Origin of the sequence: Magnetospirillum moscoviense, from assembly GCF_001650635.1 — a bacterium.
Lineage (GTDB): Bacteria > Pseudomonadota > Alphaproteobacteria > Rhodospirillales > Magnetospirillaceae > Magnetospirillum > Magnetospirillum moscoviense.
Map to the genome: position 1 here is coordinate 1 of NZ_LWQU01000136.1, position 17,486 is coordinate 17,486.

At 66.7% G+C, this 17,486-nt stretch carries 15 protein-coding genes; all 15 read left to right on the top strand.

Going from position 1 to position 17,486, the window contains the following annotated elements; genetic code table 11:
* Positions 1 to 81 precede the first annotated feature (81 nt).
* The 15 genes from A6A05_RS09895 (at position 82) to A6A05_RS09965 (ending at position 17,450) form a co-directional block, all read left to right on the top strand.
* Entirely contained in the window at positions 82 to 1,902 is a 1,821-nt protein-coding gene (locus tag A6A05_RS09895) for a hypothetical protein (RefSeq protein ID WP_068500022.1), read from the top strand.
* Between the two features lie 391 nt (positions 1,903 to 2,293).
* Complete coding sequence (locus A6A05_RS09900) at positions 2,294 to 2,818, top strand: hypothetical protein (protein ID WP_156520995.1); 525 nt, start codon at positions 2,294 to 2,296, stop codon at positions 2,816 to 2,818.
* Between the two features lie 330 nt (positions 2,819 to 3,148).
* Positions 3,149 to 4,609 carry a terminase family protein gene (locus tag A6A05_RS09905; RefSeq protein ID WP_156520996.1) on the top strand — a complete coding sequence of 487 codons (1,461 nt, stop codon included), beginning with the start codon at positions 3,149 to 3,151 and terminating at the stop codon, positions 4,607 to 4,609.
* Positions 4,606 to 5,265 carry a hypothetical protein gene (locus A6A05_RS09910; RefSeq protein WP_068500033.1) on the top strand — a complete coding sequence of 220 codons (660 nt, stop codon included), beginning with the start codon at positions 4,606 to 4,608 and terminating at the stop codon, positions 5,263 to 5,265. Before A6A05_RS09905 ends, A6A05_RS09910 begins: the two co-directional genes overlap by 4 nt.
* A 3-nt stretch (positions 5,266 to 5,268) precedes the next feature.
* Positions 5,269 to 6,939, top strand: coding sequence for a portal protein (locus A6A05_RS09915; protein WP_068500037.1), 1,671 nt, complete (start codon positions 5,269 to 5,271; stop codon positions 6,937 to 6,939).
* A complete protein-coding gene (locus A6A05_RS09920) occupies positions 6,936 to 7,148 on the top strand; it encodes a Bbp19 family protein (protein WP_068500041.1) in 213 nt (70 codons plus the stop codon). The genes A6A05_RS09915 and A6A05_RS09920 overlap by 4 nt, the downstream gene beginning before the upstream one ends.
* Positions 7,141 to 7,953 (top strand): capsid assembly protein, encoded by an 813-nt coding sequence (locus A6A05_RS20825; protein WP_068500044.1) that lies wholly within the window; start codon positions 7,141 to 7,143, stop codon positions 7,951 to 7,953. Before A6A05_RS09920 ends, A6A05_RS20825 begins: the two co-directional genes overlap by 8 nt.
* A gap of 248 nt (positions 7,954 to 8,201) precedes the next feature.
* The gene (locus A6A05_RS09930) at positions 8,202 to 9,020 is read left to right on the top strand and encodes a phage capsid protein (protein ID WP_068500047.1); all 819 of its coding nucleotides are present in this window, start codon (positions 8,202 to 8,204) and stop codon (positions 9,018 to 9,020) included.
* A gap of 75 nt (positions 9,021 to 9,095) precedes the next feature.
* Entirely contained in the window at positions 9,096 to 9,365 is a 270-nt protein-coding gene (locus tag A6A05_RS09935) for a hypothetical protein (protein WP_068500050.1), read from the top strand.
* A complete protein-coding gene (locus A6A05_RS09940) occupies positions 9,365 to 9,559 on the top strand; it encodes a hypothetical protein (protein ID WP_068500053.1) in 195 nt (64 codons plus the stop codon). Before A6A05_RS09935 ends, A6A05_RS09940 begins: the two co-directional genes overlap by 1 nt.
* Before the next feature lies 1 nt (position 9,560).
* Entirely contained in the window at positions 9,561 to 10,127 is a 567-nt protein-coding gene (locus A6A05_RS09945; RefSeq protein ID WP_068500057.1) for a phage connector family protein, read from the top strand.
* Entirely contained in the window at positions 10,124 to 12,049 is a 1,926-nt protein-coding gene (locus A6A05_RS09950; RefSeq protein ID WP_068500060.1) for a phage tail protein, read from the top strand. Before A6A05_RS09945 ends, A6A05_RS09950 begins: the two co-directional genes overlap by 4 nt.
* Positions 12,050 to 12,059: 10 nt before the next feature.
* The gene (locus A6A05_RS09955) at positions 12,060 to 13,061 is read left to right on the top strand and encodes a hypothetical protein (protein ID WP_068500063.1); all 1,002 of its coding nucleotides are present in this window, start codon (positions 12,060 to 12,062) and stop codon (positions 13,059 to 13,061) included.
* A 4-nt stretch (positions 13,062 to 13,065) separates the two neighbouring features.
* Positions 13,066 to 15,168 (top strand): hypothetical protein, encoded by a 2,103-nt coding sequence (locus A6A05_RS09960; RefSeq protein ID WP_068500066.1) that lies wholly within the window; start codon positions 13,066 to 13,068, stop codon positions 15,166 to 15,168.
* On the top strand, positions 15,168 to 17,450 hold the full coding sequence (locus tag A6A05_RS09965) for a hypothetical protein (protein ID WP_068500068.1): 2,283 nt from the start codon (positions 15,168 to 15,170) through the stop codon (positions 17,448 to 17,450). The genes A6A05_RS09960 and A6A05_RS09965 overlap by 1 nt, the downstream gene beginning before the upstream one ends.
* Positions 17,451 to 17,486 lie beyond the last annotated feature (36 nt).

A 17,486-nucleotide genomic window follows, 5' to 3' on the forward strand; every position in this document is an offset into this window, starting at 1 on the left:
GGACCCGACCGCGCGATATTGCCTCGCCGCCGCCATGGGGGCGTGACCGTCAATACGATTCACGAATAGAGCCTTTTCTATATGGACCGCATCGGTCAGCTGCGCCGCGTCTCGGCCGAAAAGCATGGCCAGAACACCCTGAAATCGCTGTTCGGGGATACCGCCTATCTGCTGTTGAACTGGCCGCGCGCCAAGCAGACCGAAGATGGCACCTGGGAAGCGACCGGCTGGCGGCCCGAGGAATGCGGATCGGCACTGATGGATGCGTGCGTGCGCAAGGGGGTGTTTGATCCCGATACCAAGGTGCGCTGCGCCGGGGCCTGGAAGGGCGACGATGGCGAGCTGATCGTGCATTTCGGCTCGGCCATCGGGGTGTGGCCAGCGGACGGTGGACGGCCGGCATCATACGATCCATGCGAATTGGGCGGATGGATTTATCCGACCCGGCCGGTCCTGCCCCATCCCGCCAAGCCTGCCAGCGCCATCGGCGCCGCCGAAGAGGTGCTGGCCTATTTCCGGTCATGGAACTGGGCCAGGCCCGACGTTGACCCGTGGCTGTTGCTGGGATTTGTCGTCGCCAGCTTCCTGGGGGCCAGCGTGCAATGGCATCCGCTGTTCTGGGCGGTCGGCGACCGGGGCACCGGCAAATCGACGATGCTGATGATGATTTACTGCCTGCTGGGCAACTTCATGCTGAAGATCGAGAACGCCACCAGCGCGTACATCTATCAGAAGGTCGGCCGCGACAGCCGTGCCGTCGGCATCGACGAAGCCGAGCCCGACGAGGAAAGCACCAAGCTGAAGCAGCAGATGGAGTTGGCCCGTGCCGCCGCCTCGGGGTCGGTGATCGGCCGGGGCGGCGCCGACGGCACGCCGGTCGAGTTCTTCCAGAACGCGCCCTATCTGTTCTGTTCCATCAACATGCCGGGGCTGAACGGCGCCGATCTGTCGCGCATCGCCGTCGGCGTGCTGGGGCCGCTGGAAGGCCATGCCTTGCCGGACGACGCCAAGGTGCCGCCGGAAGAAGACAAGGTGATCATGCGCCGGGTGATGGAGCCGCTGGGCCGCCGCCTGCTGCGGCGCGTGGTCGATAACTGGCATCGGTTTCCGGCGGTGCTGAAGGCGTTTCGCGGCGCCATGAAGGCCGCCGGTCACAGCGGACGTGGCGCCGATCTGTTCGGCACCCAGCTGGCCTGCGCCCACCTGGTGCTGTCGGACGCCATGCCGACCGAGGTCGAGCTGGCCGCCTGGGGCGAACGAATGAAGGCCAGCGAGCTGGCCGAGCTGTCCACCGACTTGGCCGCCAACAAGACCTGCCTGCTGCACCTGCTGACCAGCATGCTGGACGTCAAGCAGGGCGGTCAGTCCTTTACCGTCGGCCATTGGGTCGAGAAGCTGGCCACCAACAGGCAGATCAGCGAGGGCGAGCAATCGGGCGCCAAGGACGTGCGCGAGGTGCTGCGGACCTTCGGCCTGGACGTGCGGCCGCACCCGAAGGACAAGGGCAATCCCAGGGCCGAACTGTACCTGTGGGTGGCCTATCGTCACCAGCAGGTGGCCAAGCTGTTCCAGGGCAGCACCTGGGAGTCCCGGCGCGGCGCCGGCTCGTGGGTCGGCAAGCTGGCCAGCCTGGACGGCGCCTGCGCCAACGTCTCGTTCCATTGCGGCGGGGCGGACAAGGCCGTGCTGGTACCCATTCATTATTGCCAGGAAGGCCCGCCGGACGGCGGGCAGCAGGGGGAGCGCAGCGACCCGTCGGCCGCAGGGCGCTCGCCCGTCCAGGCGGCTGCCGTCTGTGACCCTGACCCTTATGCGAGCGACCGGAGCGCGGCCGACACCGCATCCGCCGACCATCGTCAGGCCCCTGACCCCTTCGCCCTCTCTGAAGGTTTCCATTCATGACCCTGACCCCGACCCTGTTTTTCCGAGAAAAAATCGAGGCGAGGCGCCTGGATGCGGGGGCGGTTTGGTTTGTGGGTTTGGGGGGCGGTTTGGTCTTTATTGTTGTAAATCAGTGTATTAGCGGCAACCAAACCGCCAAACCGACCAAACCGCGAAACAGGACACACATGCATGTGCATATGCGCAGGCGGGGGTGCGCGCATGTGTAGCGTTCGGAAATGGCGGTTTGGTGGTTTGGTTTGGATATGAATAGGTAATTTATCCTTATGTTTCACAGACTTAGACACCAAACCGCAGACCAAACCGCGACCAAACCGCTGGGCAAACCGGTTTGGTCGGCTGGGGTGGGTAAAATACCGGAGGATATGCTATGAGCGACCCGAGGGCAGGTGTGACGCAGGTTTTGGCGCAGGCGGCGGATGACCGCGAGCCCGAGTTAGAGCCCATGCAGGCATCGCTGCCGCTGCTGGACCCCGAGGCGCTGGCCGACCTGCCGAGCGGCGACCTGACCAAGCGGGCGGCGGCCATCATGCAGGCGGTGGCCAAGGGCGGGCGGCCGAAGGGCTCGCGCAACCGTCGCACCAAGGAAATGGTCGAGTACCTGCAGCACCGCTACCGCGATCCGCTGGAAGGTGCCTTCGCCACGTTCTCGCGGTCGGCCGCCGACCTGGCTGCCGAGCTGGGCTGCACCAAGCTGGAAGCCTTCGACCGGCAGGCGCACTGCATGGCGCTGGCTCTGCCGTACGTGCACTCCAAAATGCCGGTGGCGGTCAACGTCCAGGGCGACCTGCCGATGCTGGTGCTGGCCGATGTCGGTCAAGCGCTGGCCAGCATGGCGCCGGCCGGCCAGGTCATCGACCATGGGCCGCTGGCCGACGTGGTCGCCGTTGACATCGGAGGCGACTGCGATGCGTGAACGCGACGTGAACAGCAGCGGAACAGGCGCATGCGATGGCGCACGGATGGCGCACGGTCCTGTCAAGGCGGCGGTTTCGCTGGCATCGCGCATGATCCGAACTCACGGTGTCATCCGATCCGCCTCCGACCGTCCGGCCGACCAGCCGTCAGAGGCGGAAAAAATCAAGGCCGACGCCCCCCCCAATCACCCAGTCATTTCCTGCACGGGTGGCACAAAAATGCTCCGACCTTTGGCCAGCCCAGCCGAACCGAACCGGAGCCGGGCGTGGGTGCGGGCTGGGGATGGGCTGGGGTCTGGGTTCAAGGTTTCTTTGTGCGAGGTATGGAGATGAGCTTATCCCGCCCCTTCATCCCCGCTGGGCCGGTCTCGGCGTCGTTCATCAGCCATCGCGCCATGATTACGGCCATCATGGGGCCGATCGGCGGTGGCAAGACATCGGCGGCGCTGATGAAGGCGATCTACATCGCCCGAGAGCAAAATCCCGACCCCGACGGCGTCAGGCGCACCCGGTTCGCCTTCATCCGCAAGACGTATCGCGATCTGGAACGCACGCTGATCAAGTCGTGGTTCGATTGGGTGCCCCAGTCGCTGGGGGACTGGAAGGGCGGCACCGGCGGCCAGCCGGCCCAGCACATCCTGCGCTTTCGGCCGCAATCTCCCGATGGCACCACGGTGGAATGCGAGGTGCTGTTCCTGGCCATCGGCGAGAATTCGGCGGAAGAGGCTTTGCGCGGCCTGGAAGTCACCGGCTTCTTTCTGGACGAAGCCGACACCCTGGACGAAGAGGTTTTGATCTACGCCATCAGCCGCGCCGGTCGTTATCCCAAGACCGACCCGGCCAACGGCTTCCCCGGCCCCACCTGGTCCGGCGTGTGGATGGCGTTCAACGCCCCCGACACCGACAACTGGGTTTATCGCCGCTTCGTCGACGAACAGTTCGAGGGACACCATTTTTTCCGCCAGCCCGGCGGCCTGGAAGCCGGCGCCGAGAATTTGGCCAACCTGCCGGAAAGCTACTACCAGCGCGCCATGATGGGCCAGCCGGACTGGTGGATGCGCCGCATGATCCACAATCAGTTCGGCTATTCGCGCGACGGCAAGCCGGTCTACCCGGAATTTTCCGAGCGGCGACACCTGGCGCCGACCATCCTGCGGCCGACCAAGGGCCTTCCCATCCTGATCGGGCTAGACGGCGGGCGCACCCCGGCGGCGGTGCTGGAACAAATTTCCCCCGAAGGCCAGCGCCGCACGATCGCCGAACTTGTCACCGACGGCATGGGCGCCACCCGCTTCGGCCGCGCCTTGCGTGATTTCCTGGACCGTGATTTTGCCGGCCTCGCCTTCAAAGGCTGGGGTGATCCGGCCGCCAGCTGGGCGGCGCGCGACGACGAGCAGGAACGGTCATGGCTGGAAATCGTTTCGAACGAGGCGCGCATTACGTTCCTGCCGGCCCCCAGCAACGACCCGACCATCCGGCTAGAGGCGGTGCGCCGCGATCTGCTGGAAAGCATCGACGGCGATACCCCGGCCTATCTGTGTTCGCCGGCCTGCAGGGTGCTGGTCAAGGGCTTCCTGTCGCATTATCGCTATCGTCGCATGGCGGTGGCCGGCGGCGCGCGCTTCGACGATCGGCCGGAAAAGAACGACTGGTCGCATGTGCACGACGCCAAACAGTACGTCACCATCGGCGATGGCGGCCATGTCCACGCCCTGGGCCGCGCCAAGTCGCGCTTCTCCGCCCCCATCCAGGCCGACACCGGCTTTTCCGTGTTCGGAGGTCGCCGATGACCGCCGCCCCCCTCCCCCACCTGGTGGTGTTCTGCGATCCGGCCCCGCTCCCGCCCGGTCTGGCCCTGCCGCTGCACGAACGCCTGATCGACTGGGCGCTGCGCACCTTCCTGCGGCCGGGCTTTCGCCATTGCCATGTCCTGGTCCCGGTGTTGTCGCCGGCCTTTCAGGGCTGGGTCCAGATCGACCCATTGTCGCACGCCGTCAACGTCGCCCTGGCCGCCCCCGAGGCGCGAACCTGGGTCGAGGCGCAAGCGGCGGCCGGCCTCTGTTCGTTCGTTTGGGCGCACCCAGTGCGCCTGCCCCGAACGTTGTTTCCCGGGCCGCGCACCTGCGTCTCGGTGGTCAAGGCGGTGCTGGGGCTGTCGTGCCCGGCCCTGACGCCGCATCAGCTTTATCGGCACCTGAAGCGAAAGGAATGCGACATGGGTGGATTATTCGGCGGGGGCGGCAAAGCACCAGAACCCGACAACAGCGCGATGGAAGCCCAACTGGCCCAGCAAAAGGAAGATCGCCTGCGGCTAGAACGCGAGAACCAAGCAAAACGCCTGGCCATGCGTGGCGCCCGGCGCGGCATGTCGGGGGTGCGCTTCACCGCCGCCCCGGCGCCGACGCCGGCCGCCGCCGCGGCCCCATCAGACACCATCGGGGGCTAGACCATGGCGAACGGCAAATCCAAGCCGGCCGGCCAGCGGGCGAAAGCCCGCGATCCGGTCATCCAGCGGGCGGACACCGCCTTTTCACGGCGCCGGAAATGGGATGCGGTGTTGTCGGAAACCTACGCCCTGTGTCTGCCCGGCGGCGATCCCGACGGCGTGCGCGGCGAAGGCGACAAAACCGACACCCACACCTATGACGACACCGGCGTGCGGGCGCTGCGCGAACGGGCGCAACGCATGCACGGCTCGCTTTATTCGCCGTTCGCGGTGGTGTGGGATTTCGAATATTCCGGCCTGCCGCTGGAAGACATCCCCCCCGACCAGCGCGACGCGGCCCGCGCCGTCCTGCACCGCAATGCGCTTCGGGTCTACCAGGCGGTGACCAATTCCAACTTCCACCTGGAAATGGCTCAGGCCATGCGCGATTGCCTGGTATCGACCGGCTGCATCAGCGTCAATCCCGGCGACCCGTCCGGCCGGCCGCTGGTGTTCGAGGCCCTGCCGGTCAGCCAGTGGGCCGGGCTGGAAAGCCCGGTTACCGGCGTGCTGGAAGACGTGTTCCGCAAGCGATCGGTCACCCGTCCCGATGCCGAGCTGATCTGGGCGCAGGGCAAATTCGACACCGTGCCCAATTGGGCGACCAAGCGCGCCGACGATCCCGACGAAGAGGTGGAAATCCTGGAATGCCAGCTGTTCCGATCGGACACCGGCAGGTGGGAATACCGCGTCTATGTCGCCGATGGCGAACATTTGGTGCACCAGGTCAGCTTCGCCTCGAAACCGATCATCCCGTTCCGCATGGACAAATATACCGGCGAAACCATGGGTCGCGGCCCGGCGATGAGCTGCCGGGCCGACATGAAAACCGCCGACAAGGTGGTGGAACTGGTGCTGAAAAACGCCACCATCGCGGTGACCGGCATCTGGCAGGCCGACGATGACGGCGTGCTGAACCCGGCCAACATCAAGCTGGTGCCCGGCACCATCATCCCCAAGGCGGTGGGGTCGGCCGGCCTGCAGCCGCTGACGTCGCCGGGCAATTTCGACGTGTCGCAACTGGTGCTGGTCGATCTGCGCGGCAACATCAACGAGGCGATCAAGGGTAAGGAACTGCCCGGCTTCGATCAGGACCGGCCGGTGGCCTATGCCTTCCTGTCGGCCGAACGCGACCGCGCCGCGATCGAGGTGCCGGAACACCAGCGCATCTATTTCGAATGCGACTGGTACCTGGTGCGCCGTATCGTCGATATCTTGTCGCAGCCGGCCTTCATCGGCACCCCCTACGGGCTGGAAACCTTCACCGCCGACGGTTCAGAACTCAAGCCGGTTCCGGCCAATCCGCTGGTCGCCTTGCAAACCCAGGCCGAAGCCAAACAACGCCTGCAGGCCCTGGCCGAAGTGGCGATGGTCGCCCCCAACCACGTCCAGCAGGAAGTCAAGCTGGGCGATCTGGTGCGCGAGCATCTGCAAAATGCCGGCTTCCCCGACCACCTGCTGTATTCGGTCCAGGAAAAGCAGGCGATGGCCCAAGCCGCTCAACGCGACCAAGCCCTGCGAATGGAAGGCCTGCGCCAAGGGGTTGCCGCCTCGGCCAAGCTGGCCTCGACCGATGCCGGCGGTCAGTTGCTGGGCCAGGCCGGCCAACTGGCCGACGGGATGGCCCCGTCATGAGCCCGCGTCCCGATCAGCGCACGGTCGATAGCGCCTTTGCCCGGCTGTTCGCCACCGCCGACGGCCGCGTCGTCCTGGCCGAACTGGAACGGCTGACCCTGCGCACCATCCTGGCCGACGCCTCGGACCAAACCTTAAGGGCGCAGGAAGGCAAGCGCGCTTTGTTCAACCACATCACCACCACCATCGAACGAGGAAAACATGGCTGATATCGCTATCACCGCCCCTGAAGCCCCGGCCGCCCCGCCCGCCGCCGAAGCCCCGCCCCCCGCCGCCCCTGCGACACCGCCGCAGACCCCGGCCGCCCCGCCCCCGGCGCCGGCCGGCCGTGTCGTCCGCTATGGCGACAAGGATCTGGATGTGCCCGAACAATTCTGGGATGGCCAGGGCCTGAACACCGAAGCGGTGCTGAAGGCCAACGCCGACATGCGGGCCAAGCTGTCGGCCATCCCTAAGGTGCCCGACGCCTATGACCTGGCCGCCGCCCTGCCGGCCGAGGCCAAGGACAGCTTCGCCGATCTGCTGGACGAAAAGGCCCCGTTGCGCGGCGAATTCCTGGATGGCCTGAAGGCCAACGGCTTCAGCGAAGCCCAGGTCAAGTTCATGCTGGGAATGGCCGCCAAGCGCGACGCCATGTTGGGTGAAGAACTGAAGCGCCTGGAAGCCGAGGCGACCAGCCAAGCCGTCGCCGAAGCCGTCAAGGTGCTGGGCTCGGAAGACAAGGTGCGCGAGCTGCAGGCGTGGTTCGGCCAGGTGCTGGGCCTGTCCGCCAACGAAACCGCCATCATCCCCGCCACCGCCCTGCCCAAGCTTAACGCCCTGCGCCTGTCCCTGGCCGGCGGCGCCGTCGCGCCGGGCGGCAATACCGCCCTGCCGCCAAGCATCACTCGCGACGACGTGCGGAAGATGATGGCCGACAAGGATTATCTGACCAACCCGGCCAAGCAGAAACAGGTGCGCGATTTCTACAGCCGGACCTATGGCGATGACGGCGACATGAAGGGGGTTGGCTGAGCAGGAAAACGTTCCTGACGCATCCGACGTGCTTGTGGGCGTAGCGTCCCTTTCAGCGGCTCTATCCCTCCACCGGACCCGCCGGCCTTGGCCGACAGGTGGTTTTTTGGGCGAAAGCCCCTGCGGCATATCGAGGCATGCGACCCGCAGTACCTGCCCGCCGGCCCTGGCGTTACGGGGCAAGCTGGGCTGGTATTGCGGGTTTCGCATTTCCGGCCCTGGGACCAACAGGAACGGAAGGCCGAAATATGAGCACCTCCATTATCAATGCCTATTCCAAGGAATATGGCGACAAGGTCCATGTCGCGTATCAGCGACAGGGCTCGAAGCTGCGCAATACCGTGCGTGCCCGCAACAACGTCAATGGCGCCATCGCGGTATTCCAGAAGGTCGGCAAGGGGTCGGCCAGCACCAAGGGCCGTCACGGCAAGGTGCCGGTGATGAATATCGATCACGAAGCGGTCGAATGCCAGCTGTACGACTATTATGCCGGTGACTGGAATGACAAGCTCGACCAGCTGAAGGCCGACGTCAACGAGGAACAGGTGCTGGTCAATGCCGGCGCCTACGCGCTGGGCCGCAAGACCGACGAACTGATCATCACCGAACTGGACAAGTCCACCAACTACGCCCTGGACGGCACCACCGCCTTGACCAAGGCCAAGGTCCTGCTTGGGTTGGAAATGCTGGGCAACGCCGACATTCCCGACGACGGCGAACGCACCGCCGTGGTCGGCTGGAAGCAATGGTCGGACCTTTTGCAGATCCAGGAATTCGCCGACGCCGATTATGTCGGTTCCGACGATCTGCCGTGGAAGGGCGCCCAGGCCAAGCATTGGCTGGGAACCCTGTGGATGCCCCATTCCGGCCTGACCAAGTCGGGCACCGTGCGCCATTGCTACTGGTATCACAAGACCGCCATCGGCCATGCCTCGGGCTGCGACGTCAAGTCGGAAATCACCTATCACGGCGACCGTGTCGCCTGGTTCGTCAACAACATGATGAGCCAGGGCGCCGCCCTGATCGACGCCACTGGCGTGGTCAGCCTGCGCTGCCTGGAAGCCTAGCGCCCCTCCCCTGCCGCTGGCTTCCCCAGCGGCAGGATAAGGAGGCCCGCCAATCTGACTAGAGGGACCCCGAATATGGCTTACCTGTCCAAGAACCTGTCGGTGCTGTCCAGCGCCAACGCCTTTACGATGTGGCACTACACCACCACCGACACCGCCGCCACCGTCGATACCGAAGGCTATTTCAACCAGGCCTCGGGGATGCTGCGGGTCGGCGATTTCATCGTCGCCAACGTCGATACCGACGGCACCCCGGCGCACGGCCTGTTCGTCGTGCTGTCCAACGCTGCCGGCGTGGTCGATGTCGGCGACATGGTCGCCGTCGGCGGCACGGATACCGACTGATGGGCCGCAAGCCCCAGCCCCCGGCGCAAGCCGGGGGCGTTTCCTCCGATCCGGTGGCGAACGCCCCGGATTTCAAGGAATTCGCCCTGTCCGGCGCCGGCATGGACGCCCCGGTTCCCGAACCCGGTGCGCCTCACCGGCCGGTGCCGGTCAAGGTCCGCCATCGCTCCATGACCTTCCTGACCAGGGGGTGACATGGCCCTGTCCGCCATCGCGCTGTGTTCGCGGGCCCTGCTGAAAATCGGCAGCGGCACCATCGCCAGCTTCGACGAAGGCACCGCCGAAAGCGAGGTGGCGGGCAATCTGTATCCGTCGGTGCGCGACGGCCTGCTGTCGTCGCATAACTGGACCTTCGCCACCGGCCAGGTGAGTTTGGCCCGGCTGGTGGCCAGCCCGGTGGCGGATTTCGACAACGCCTTCCAGCTGCCGGCCGATTTCCTGCGGGCACTGTCGGCCGGGGTCGATCGCGGCCGGGGTCTGACCTATCGCATCCTGGCTGACCGCCTGCACACCAATGCCGACGACGTGGTGATGACCTATGTCTACCGCCCCGACGAAATCAACTTCCCGCCTTTCTTCGATCAGGCGCTGATCGCCCGGCTGGCCGCCGAGTTCTGCATCCCGCTGACCGAAAGCACGTCGCGCGCTCAATTCCTGTTCGGCCAGGCCGAAGATGAATTCCGCCGCGCCAAATCCATCGACGCCCAACAGCACAGCCCGTCGGCCATCGAAAGCTTCCCGCTGGTCGAGGTGCGGTCATGAAGGCGCCGTTCCAGGTTTACGGCTTCCCGTTGGGCCGGCTGGACCCCGACATGGCGGCGCGGGCCGACATGAAGGCCTATTACCAGGGCGGCGCCGAGGTGCTGAACATGCTGCCGCGCGCCCTGGGTGGGCTGGATCGCCGCCCCGGCTTCACCATGCGGGCCGAAATCCCCGAGGCCGCCACCGGCTTCCGCCTGGCCCCGTTCGAGGCCGGCACCGCCGCGCGCTATCTGATGGTTTTTCTGCCCGGACTGATCCGCCTGTTCCACGACGGCGAACAGGTGCACGAAATCAGTCCAACGCCATGGGATGCCGCCAAGCTTGCCGGCCTCGCCTGGACCCAATCGCAAGATACCATGCTGCTGCTGCACAAACTGGTGGCCACCCGCAAGCTGTTTCGCCAGGGCAGCCACACCAGCTGGACCTTCGACACCGTTTCGTTCAAGAACCCGCCGTCCTGGCAGTGGGGCGCCGACACCGCCGGTACCGTCACGCCGTCGGCGAAGACCGGGTCGGCCACCATGACATCGAGTTCGGCCGATTTCGCCGCCCCGGTCGATATTGGCTGGACCGTCCGCCTGCCCACCGGTCACGGCATCATCACCGCCAAGGCGTCTGACCTGGTGGTGACCGTCGATATCAAGGACGAACTGAAGGACACCAATGCCGTCCAGCCCGGCGATTGGTCGGTCGAGGAACCGGCCTGGTCCGATGCGCGCGGCTGGCCGTCGGTCGGCACCTTCCGCCAAGGCCGCCTGCATTTGTTCGGAACCACGGCGCTGGCGGCCAACGGCTGGTGTTCGCGGGTCAATGCCCCGTTCGATTTTTTCGGATCTGACGAAGCCCTGGCCGACGAAGCAGCCGATTTGTCGTGTGAAGATGACGGCGTCAACGCGGCGGTCGGCTGCATTTCCGCCTCGCGTCTGATCGTCACCACCACCGGCGGCCCATTCGCCGTTCCGCAAAGCCCGACCACCCCGGAAAATTACGATGCCGAACGCATCGCCCGGGTGAAATGTTCGGCCATCCCGCCGGTCGAGGCCGATGGCGTCGTCGCCTTCGTGTCGGCCGGCGACGACGATCTGCACCAAAGCATCTATGAACTGGTCTACGAGGAAGCCTCGGAAAGCCGCTTCCTGTGTTCCGACCTGGCGCTGTTTTCCGCCACCACCATCAACGCGCCGGTGGCGATGTCGGCCCGGCGCGGCTCGGGGTCGAACACCGCGCAATACATGTATGTCGTCAACGGCGACGGCACCATGGCGGTGCTGCATTCGCGCCGCGCCGAAAAGGTTACCGCCTGGGCGCTGTGGCGCACCGATGGCGATTTCCTGGATGTCGCGGTGGTCGGCAACACCGTTTATGTGGTGACCAAGCGCATTATCGCCGGCACCACCCGCTACTTCCTGGAAACGCTGGACGAAGCGGCCCTGGGCGATTGTTCGATCCGCCAGACCGCCGAAATCCCCACCGCCACCTGGACCGGCCTGGGTCTGTTCGATGGTCATGCCGTCCGCGTCGTTGCCGATGGCGCCGTCGCCGGCACCTTCACCGTCGCCGCCGGCACCATCACCCTGGACGCCCCGGCCGCGTCGATCGAGGTGGCGTTGCCGTTCTCGTGGGTGGTCGAGACCATGCCGGTCGAAGCCCAACTGGCCGACGGCACCCTGGTCGGCACCATGGCTCGGGTGTGGAAATGGGCGGTGCATGTGCAAAATGCCGGCACTTTCCGGGTCAACGGCCGGCTGGTCGAACACCGCCGTCTCGACACTGCTCGGTTCGACCAGGCCCCGACCCTGAAAGCCGGTGTGATCGAAGGCAAGGATTTGGGCTGGAGCAAGTCCAAGCCGATCCGCGTCGAAGGCGATGATTTGCAGCCGGCCACCATCTTGAAAGTCGTCGCCTTCCTGTCGGCGGCGTAAGGAGAAGATCATGGGCAAGAACGCAGGCGCCACCATCCTTCCCCTGCTGGCCATCGGTGGATTGGCGATCGCCACCGGTGGTTTCGGCCTGGCTGGGGCTGCCGCCGCCGAGGGGATGGCTGGCGGCATGGCCGCCGCAGAAGGCTTGGCGGGAACCTTGACGGTTGCCGACACCGCACTTCTTGCGACTGAAACCATGACGGTTGCCGACACTGCCCTTCTGGCTGGCGAAACCATGACGGTCGCCGATAGCGCCGCGCTCGCTGGCCAGACAATGGCCGGCGCTAGCTCTGCCGCCCCCCTCACCGCCGGTATCGGCACCACCGCCCCCGGCGCTTTCGTGTCCGGGTCGGAACTGGCCGCCTTGGGCGCGCCGCAGGGGATGCTGGCCAGCACCGCGCCGGCCGCCGTCAGCACCGCGCCCGCCGCCATCGGCACCACCGCGCCGACGGCGACGGTGGCCACCATGGGGCCGACTTCGGCCGCAGCACCTGGCATGATGCCCGTGGTCCCGGCCGCGCCAAGCTCCAGCCTGTTTCCGTCGCTGATCGGTGGGTCCGGTTCCGGCGCCCTGCTGACCTATGGCGAGGCGGCCGGCCTGGGCGTTTCCGCCGCCTCCAGCGCGATGCAGGCGTCCAATGCCCAGGCCTCGGCCGAAGCCCAGCAGGCGGCGCTGGAACAGCAGCGCCTGGCGACGGAACTGGACGCCGAAACCCGCGCGCGAGACAACGAGGACAATCTGCGCGGCGTGCTGGCAGCCCAGTCGGTGATGTTCGGCGCCCGTGGTGCCAGCCAGGGCGGCCAGACGGCGGCCCGCCTGGTGGCCTCGGCGGTCGGCGACGCCAACGACCAGGGCGACGTCATCGCCGCCGAGGAGCTGGCGATGCGGGCCGATAACGGCCTGCGTCGCGCTGCGCTCCGCCGGTCGGCCAAGGGCGAGCTGTTCGGCTCGGGCCTGCAATTCGGCCGCGATGCCTGGTCGGTGCTGTCCGGCCGCCGGGCGATCGGGTGACGTCATGAGCTTGCGCGGTCGCACCACCTTCCCGTCATCCCTGGCCCGGTCCACCCGGCCTCGCCGGTCGCTGGCATCGGCCGGCGCAGCCGGCGGCACCGGCGCCGCCCTGGCCGAATTCCTGTCGCAGACGGCCGGCGACATGATCCAGGACGCCCAGACCGCAGACGCCGAGCAGGTCGCGATCCAGGCCCGCCAAGAAGGGGCGGCGGCCGGCGTCAAGGCCGGCGCCGATGGCGGTGTCATCGCCCTTGCCCCCGGCGACACCGTGCGGGCCAAGGCGTTCAATGACGCCATGGTTGGCGGCTACACCGCCAGCCTGGACGTCTACACCCACGCCAAGGCGACCGAGTGGAAGGCCCAATATGCCGACAATCCCGACGGCTTCAAGGACCAGTGGGCGGCGCTGTCGGCCGGGCTGGTGCGAAACCAGCCGGCCGAATTGCAGCCCGAGGTGCAAGCCCAGCTACTGAAGCGCGGCGCCCTGATGCACTCGGACCTGGTCGCCGCCAAGGCCACCAAGGATTTGCGTCTGGCCGAGGACCGTGCCAACGGCGACATGCTGTCGGCGATGCTGAACGCCGACGGCCAGTCGGAACAGGCCTGGCGATCGGGCAACGCCACCGCCGCCGCCGGCCATGACGCCACCTGGGCCGATTATCTGACGCGCCGCACCGACCTGCACGAGACGCAAAAGGTGCAACTGGCCGACGGCTTCCGCCGCAATCGCGCCCGCGCCGCCGTGCTGGGGGAATTCGACCGCGTCAAAGCCAAGGGGCTGGACGCCGCCGAAGCCTTCGTCCGCCGGCTTCCCGCCGCCCACAAGGACCAGGACCCTGACGATTTGACCCGCTGGCAGGCGGAAATGGAACGCGGCCTGTCGGATCTGAAGGAACAGCGCCGCGAGGCTTTGTCGGCCCTGCACGACCAGGCGGCCGACGCGCTGTTTCGCGCCGAACGGGGCTATGGCGCGCAGCCGCTGGTCGATCTGGCCAACAAGGCCCGCACTCTGGGCGATGACCGCCTGGCCGCCCGCCTGTCGCAAACGGTTCGCGCCGCCGATCTGGCGGTTGATCTGGCCCATATGCCGCTGCCGGCCCTGGCCGCCAAGGCACAAGATTATGAACAGACGGCCAAGGCTGGCGGCGATCCGCGCCGCGCCGAAATCGCCCGGTCGGTGCTGGCCGAACAATCCAAGGCCCTGGCCACCGACGCCATCGGCCATACCCGCCGCCAAGGTTTCGCCGTTCCGGCCATCGACTGGTCCAATCCCGACAGTCTGGCCGAACGCACCCGGTTCGCCGACCGGCTGTCGGGCATTCACAAGATACCGGTGTCTGCCCTGGACAAGGCCGAGCTGGCCGACCTTCATGCCCGGCTGGACGCCGGCAGCCCCGACGACAAGGCCCGGCTGCTGGGCAGCCTGGCCAAGGGGTTCGGCACCCGCCGCCTGCCCGAGGTGCTGGACGCCATCGGCGCCAAGGACAACGAAACCGCCCAGGCCGGGGCCATCGCCGCGCGCGGCGGCAATGGCGGCCAGGTGGCCCGTGACATCTTGTTCGGCCAGGCGCTCAGGAAGTCGCTGTCTTCCGACAAGGCCGGCGGCGGCCGCCAATATCTGCCGCCCAAGGATGAAGCGTTTCGGCTGTTCTTCGAAACCGCCTTGCCGCCTGCCGCCCTGGCCGCCATGGCCCCCGAAGATCAGGCCGGCATTCAGCAGGCGGTGATTTCCAGCTATGCCGCCAAATCGCATGCCGCTGGCAAGGCCCATCAGGTGGCGGTCGATCCTGTGCTGTTTCGTGCCGCCGTCACCGATGTCACCGGCGGCGTGGTCGCCTGGAACGGCAAATCCTTCCCGGCGCCCCGGCCGGGCGTGACCCAGGCCGACATCACCAAGCTGGTCGATGGCCTGACCGACAACGATTTCCTGATGGCCCAGGACAAGGTGACCCCTGCGCAGGTCCGCCATCACGGCCGGTTCGTGATGAAGGAACCGGGCCGCTATTTCGTCGAGATCGGCGGCGCCTTCGTGCACGACAAGTTCGGGCGTCCGCTGGAACTGGATTTGGGCTTCAAGGCCCGGCTGAACCGCATGGGGGCCGACTGATGTTTGTTTCCGAAGCCTCGATCCGATCCGCCACCGACCTGGCCGCCGCCCGCCCGCTGGTCGGCCCGGTGCTGGATTATGACGCCTCGCTGGCCAGGGCGCTGGACGATCAGCGCTATCGGCTGAATTCCAATTCCGAAAGCCGGTCGCGGCGCGACCTTTATGACGATTATGCCGACGAAGTCTTCCAGGCCACCGGCCAACGGCTGGAAAATCCCTGGCGAGTGTCGGACCAGCACCATAATTACGCCCAAAGCGCGGACGACGTGCGCCGCAATCTGGCCTGGCGTCAAGCCCAGGTCGATGCATTCCATGCCCGGATCGAGGAATTGGCGCCGGCCCATCCGCAGGTGCCGGTCAAGTCGGCCGCCGACATGCAGCAGCAGGTGTTCGCCCGCGCCCGCCAGGTCAAGGACGATGCCGCCCGCCCCGGCACCGAAGTCGGCTGGTCCGGCCTGGGCTCGTTCCTGGGCTCGGCGCAGGGCGTGATGGAAGACCCGCTGCAATGGGCCATGCTGGTGTTCGGCGGCGGCGCTGGGGCCGGCGTCAAGGCGGCTGCCCAGGCGACCCTGGCCGAACGGCTGGCCCTGGCCGGCAGTGCCGTCGCCGGCACCGCTGGCCGCGAGGCGGTGGTTGGCGCCGCTGGCGAGGCCTTGGTGCAAACCAGGGTCGCCGATTTCAACCAACGGGCCGGGATCGATTATGGCCTGGGGGATGCGGCCGAACAGGTGGCCTGGGCCGCTGGCGGCGGCGCCGTCCTGGGCGGCGGCCTGCACGCCGTCGGCCTGGGCATGTCGGGCCTGCTTGATCGTTGGCAGGCTGCCAAGGCCGCCGGCCAGGTGGTCGAAGACGGCGAAACCCGCGCCGCCGAAAACGTCTTGAAGGGCGTGGCGGCGGCGCGGGCCGGCAATCCGTTCCCGGCCGGCGTGGAAGGTGATGTGGCATTTTCAGACGCCAGCGATACGGTGTTCCGCGCCTTGCGCTCGGGCGATCCGATCCCTGCCGAGGTGGAAGCCCGGTTCCGCGCGCACAGGATCGACACCCTTGGCGATCTGACGGCCCGCGCCTTGGCTGATCCCAAGGCCGGAGACGTCGTGGTGTACGGCGTCATGCCGCCGCATCAGGTCAGGGCTGCATTCCAAGACTGGCCCGACAGCAACGATTTCCGCACGCACCCAGTTCGTCGCCTGACCAGCGACACCGTGCGTCACATCGTCAATGGCCACGGCCAGGATCAAATCCCGTTTCGCCTCGAACACGTCAGCCTGATCCCCGACGTGGTCGAAGGTGGCGAGTTGGTTTCATCGGGCATTGGTAAAGGCGGCCATGAAATTAAGTGGCGACGGCTGATCGACGGCAACTGGCTGACCGTGGTGGAAATCGCCAAGAGCGACAAGCGCCCCATGTTTGGCGTCGTTACCGCCTATTGGAACAAGGGGCCGAAAGACGGCGGCGGTGGCCCAAAGGGCGCACCGCCGCGTGACGCCCGTTTCACCGGTTCCATGGCCGAAAGCCCCGAAACACACGGCACCGATGGCAATCCACGGCCCGCAGGTGACAGTCCCGTCACCACCAATATGCGCGCAGCGCGTAATGAGCGCAAGTCCCTGCCGCCAGAACTGGCGCCGCCGTCTTCCCGCCCGCCCGAGACGCTGTCGGCCTTCCTGCGCCGCAAGGGCGGCCTCAGGGACGATGACGGCTGGCTGGCCCATCTGGGCATCGACAACAAGCTGCGGCCCGGCCTGATTTCCGCCAAGGGCCAGCATCTGGACGATGCCGCCCTGCGTGCCTGGGAAGATGGCTTCTTTCCCGAATATGCCGAACGCCCCAGCCCCGACCAGCTGCGCCGCGCCATCGCCGACGATCTGGATATCGAAGGCGCCGACCGGGTGCGCGGTACCGACCTCAACGCCCGGCTGGAATGGGATGCCTATCATTCCGGCCTGGCCGAGCTTGACCGTATGGGGGTCGATCCCTACGGCAAGAGCTGGGCTGAAATCCAGGCCGAAGTTGGCGCCTTCCACACCCGCGAAGCGGCCGACGCCAATGCCTGGCGTCAAGCCCTGGCATTCATCGACCCGGCGGCGGCCAAGGCGCTGGATGACGAAACCGCCTTCATTGCCCGGATATCCGGCGATCTGCTGGCCGACGACGTCATGGTGCCGTCAAGCCTGGTCGATGACGGCGCGCAAATCCTGCGGTCGGCCCGCGAAGCGCTGGACGAAGCCGACGACGATGCCCTGACCTGGGGCTCTGCCATCACCTGCTGGGGGAAAATGTGATGCTGACCTGTTCGTTCAACCCCACCGTCAAGAAGG

Coding starts and splice junctions, on each gene's coding strand:
- A6A05_RS20825 (WP_068500044.1), top strand. CDS start 7,141: ATGGCTGATATCGCTATCACCGCCCCTGAAGCCCCGGCCGCCCCGCCC.
- A6A05_RS09915 (WP_068500037.1), top strand. CDS start 5,269: ATGGCGAACGGCAAATCCAAGCCGGCCGGCCAGCGGGCGAAAGCCCGC.
- A6A05_RS09935 (WP_068500050.1), top strand. CDS start 9,096: ATGGCTTACCTGTCCAAGAACCTGTCGGTGCTGTCCAGCGCCAACGCC.
- A6A05_RS09960 (WP_068500066.1), top strand. CDS start 13,066: ATGAGCTTGCGCGGTCGCACCACCTTCCCGTCATCCCTGGCCCGGTCC.
- A6A05_RS09910 (WP_068500033.1), top strand. CDS start 4,606: ATGACCGCCGCCCCCCTCCCCCACCTGGTGGTGTTCTGCGATCCGGCC.
- A6A05_RS09950 (WP_068500060.1), top strand. CDS start 10,124: ATGAAGGCGCCGTTCCAGGTTTACGGCTTCCCGTTGGGCCGGCTGGAC.
- A6A05_RS09965 (WP_068500068.1), top strand. CDS start 15,168: ATGTTTGTTTCCGAAGCCTCGATCCGATCCGCCACCGACCTGGCCGCC.
- A6A05_RS09945 (WP_068500057.1), top strand. CDS start 9,561: ATGGCCCTGTCCGCCATCGCGCTGTGTTCGCGGGCCCTGCTGAAAATC.
- A6A05_RS09955 (WP_068500063.1), top strand. CDS start 12,060: ATGGGCAAGAACGCAGGCGCCACCATCCTTCCCCTGCTGGCCATCGGT.
- A6A05_RS09940 (WP_068500053.1), top strand. CDS start 9,365: ATGGGCCGCAAGCCCCAGCCCCCGGCGCAAGCCGGGGGCGTTTCCTCC.
- A6A05_RS09930 (WP_068500047.1), top strand. CDS start 8,202: ATGAGCACCTCCATTATCAATGCCTATTCCAAGGAATATGGCGACAAG.
- A6A05_RS09905 (WP_156520996.1), top strand. CDS start 3,149: ATGAGCTTATCCCGCCCCTTCATCCCCGCTGGGCCGGTCTCGGCGTCG.
- A6A05_RS09895 (WP_068500022.1), top strand. CDS start 82: ATGGACCGCATCGGTCAGCTGCGCCGCGTCTCGGCCGAAAAGCATGGC.
- A6A05_RS09920 (WP_068500041.1), top strand. CDS start 6,936: ATGAGCCCGCGTCCCGATCAGCGCACGGTCGATAGCGCCTTTGCCCGG.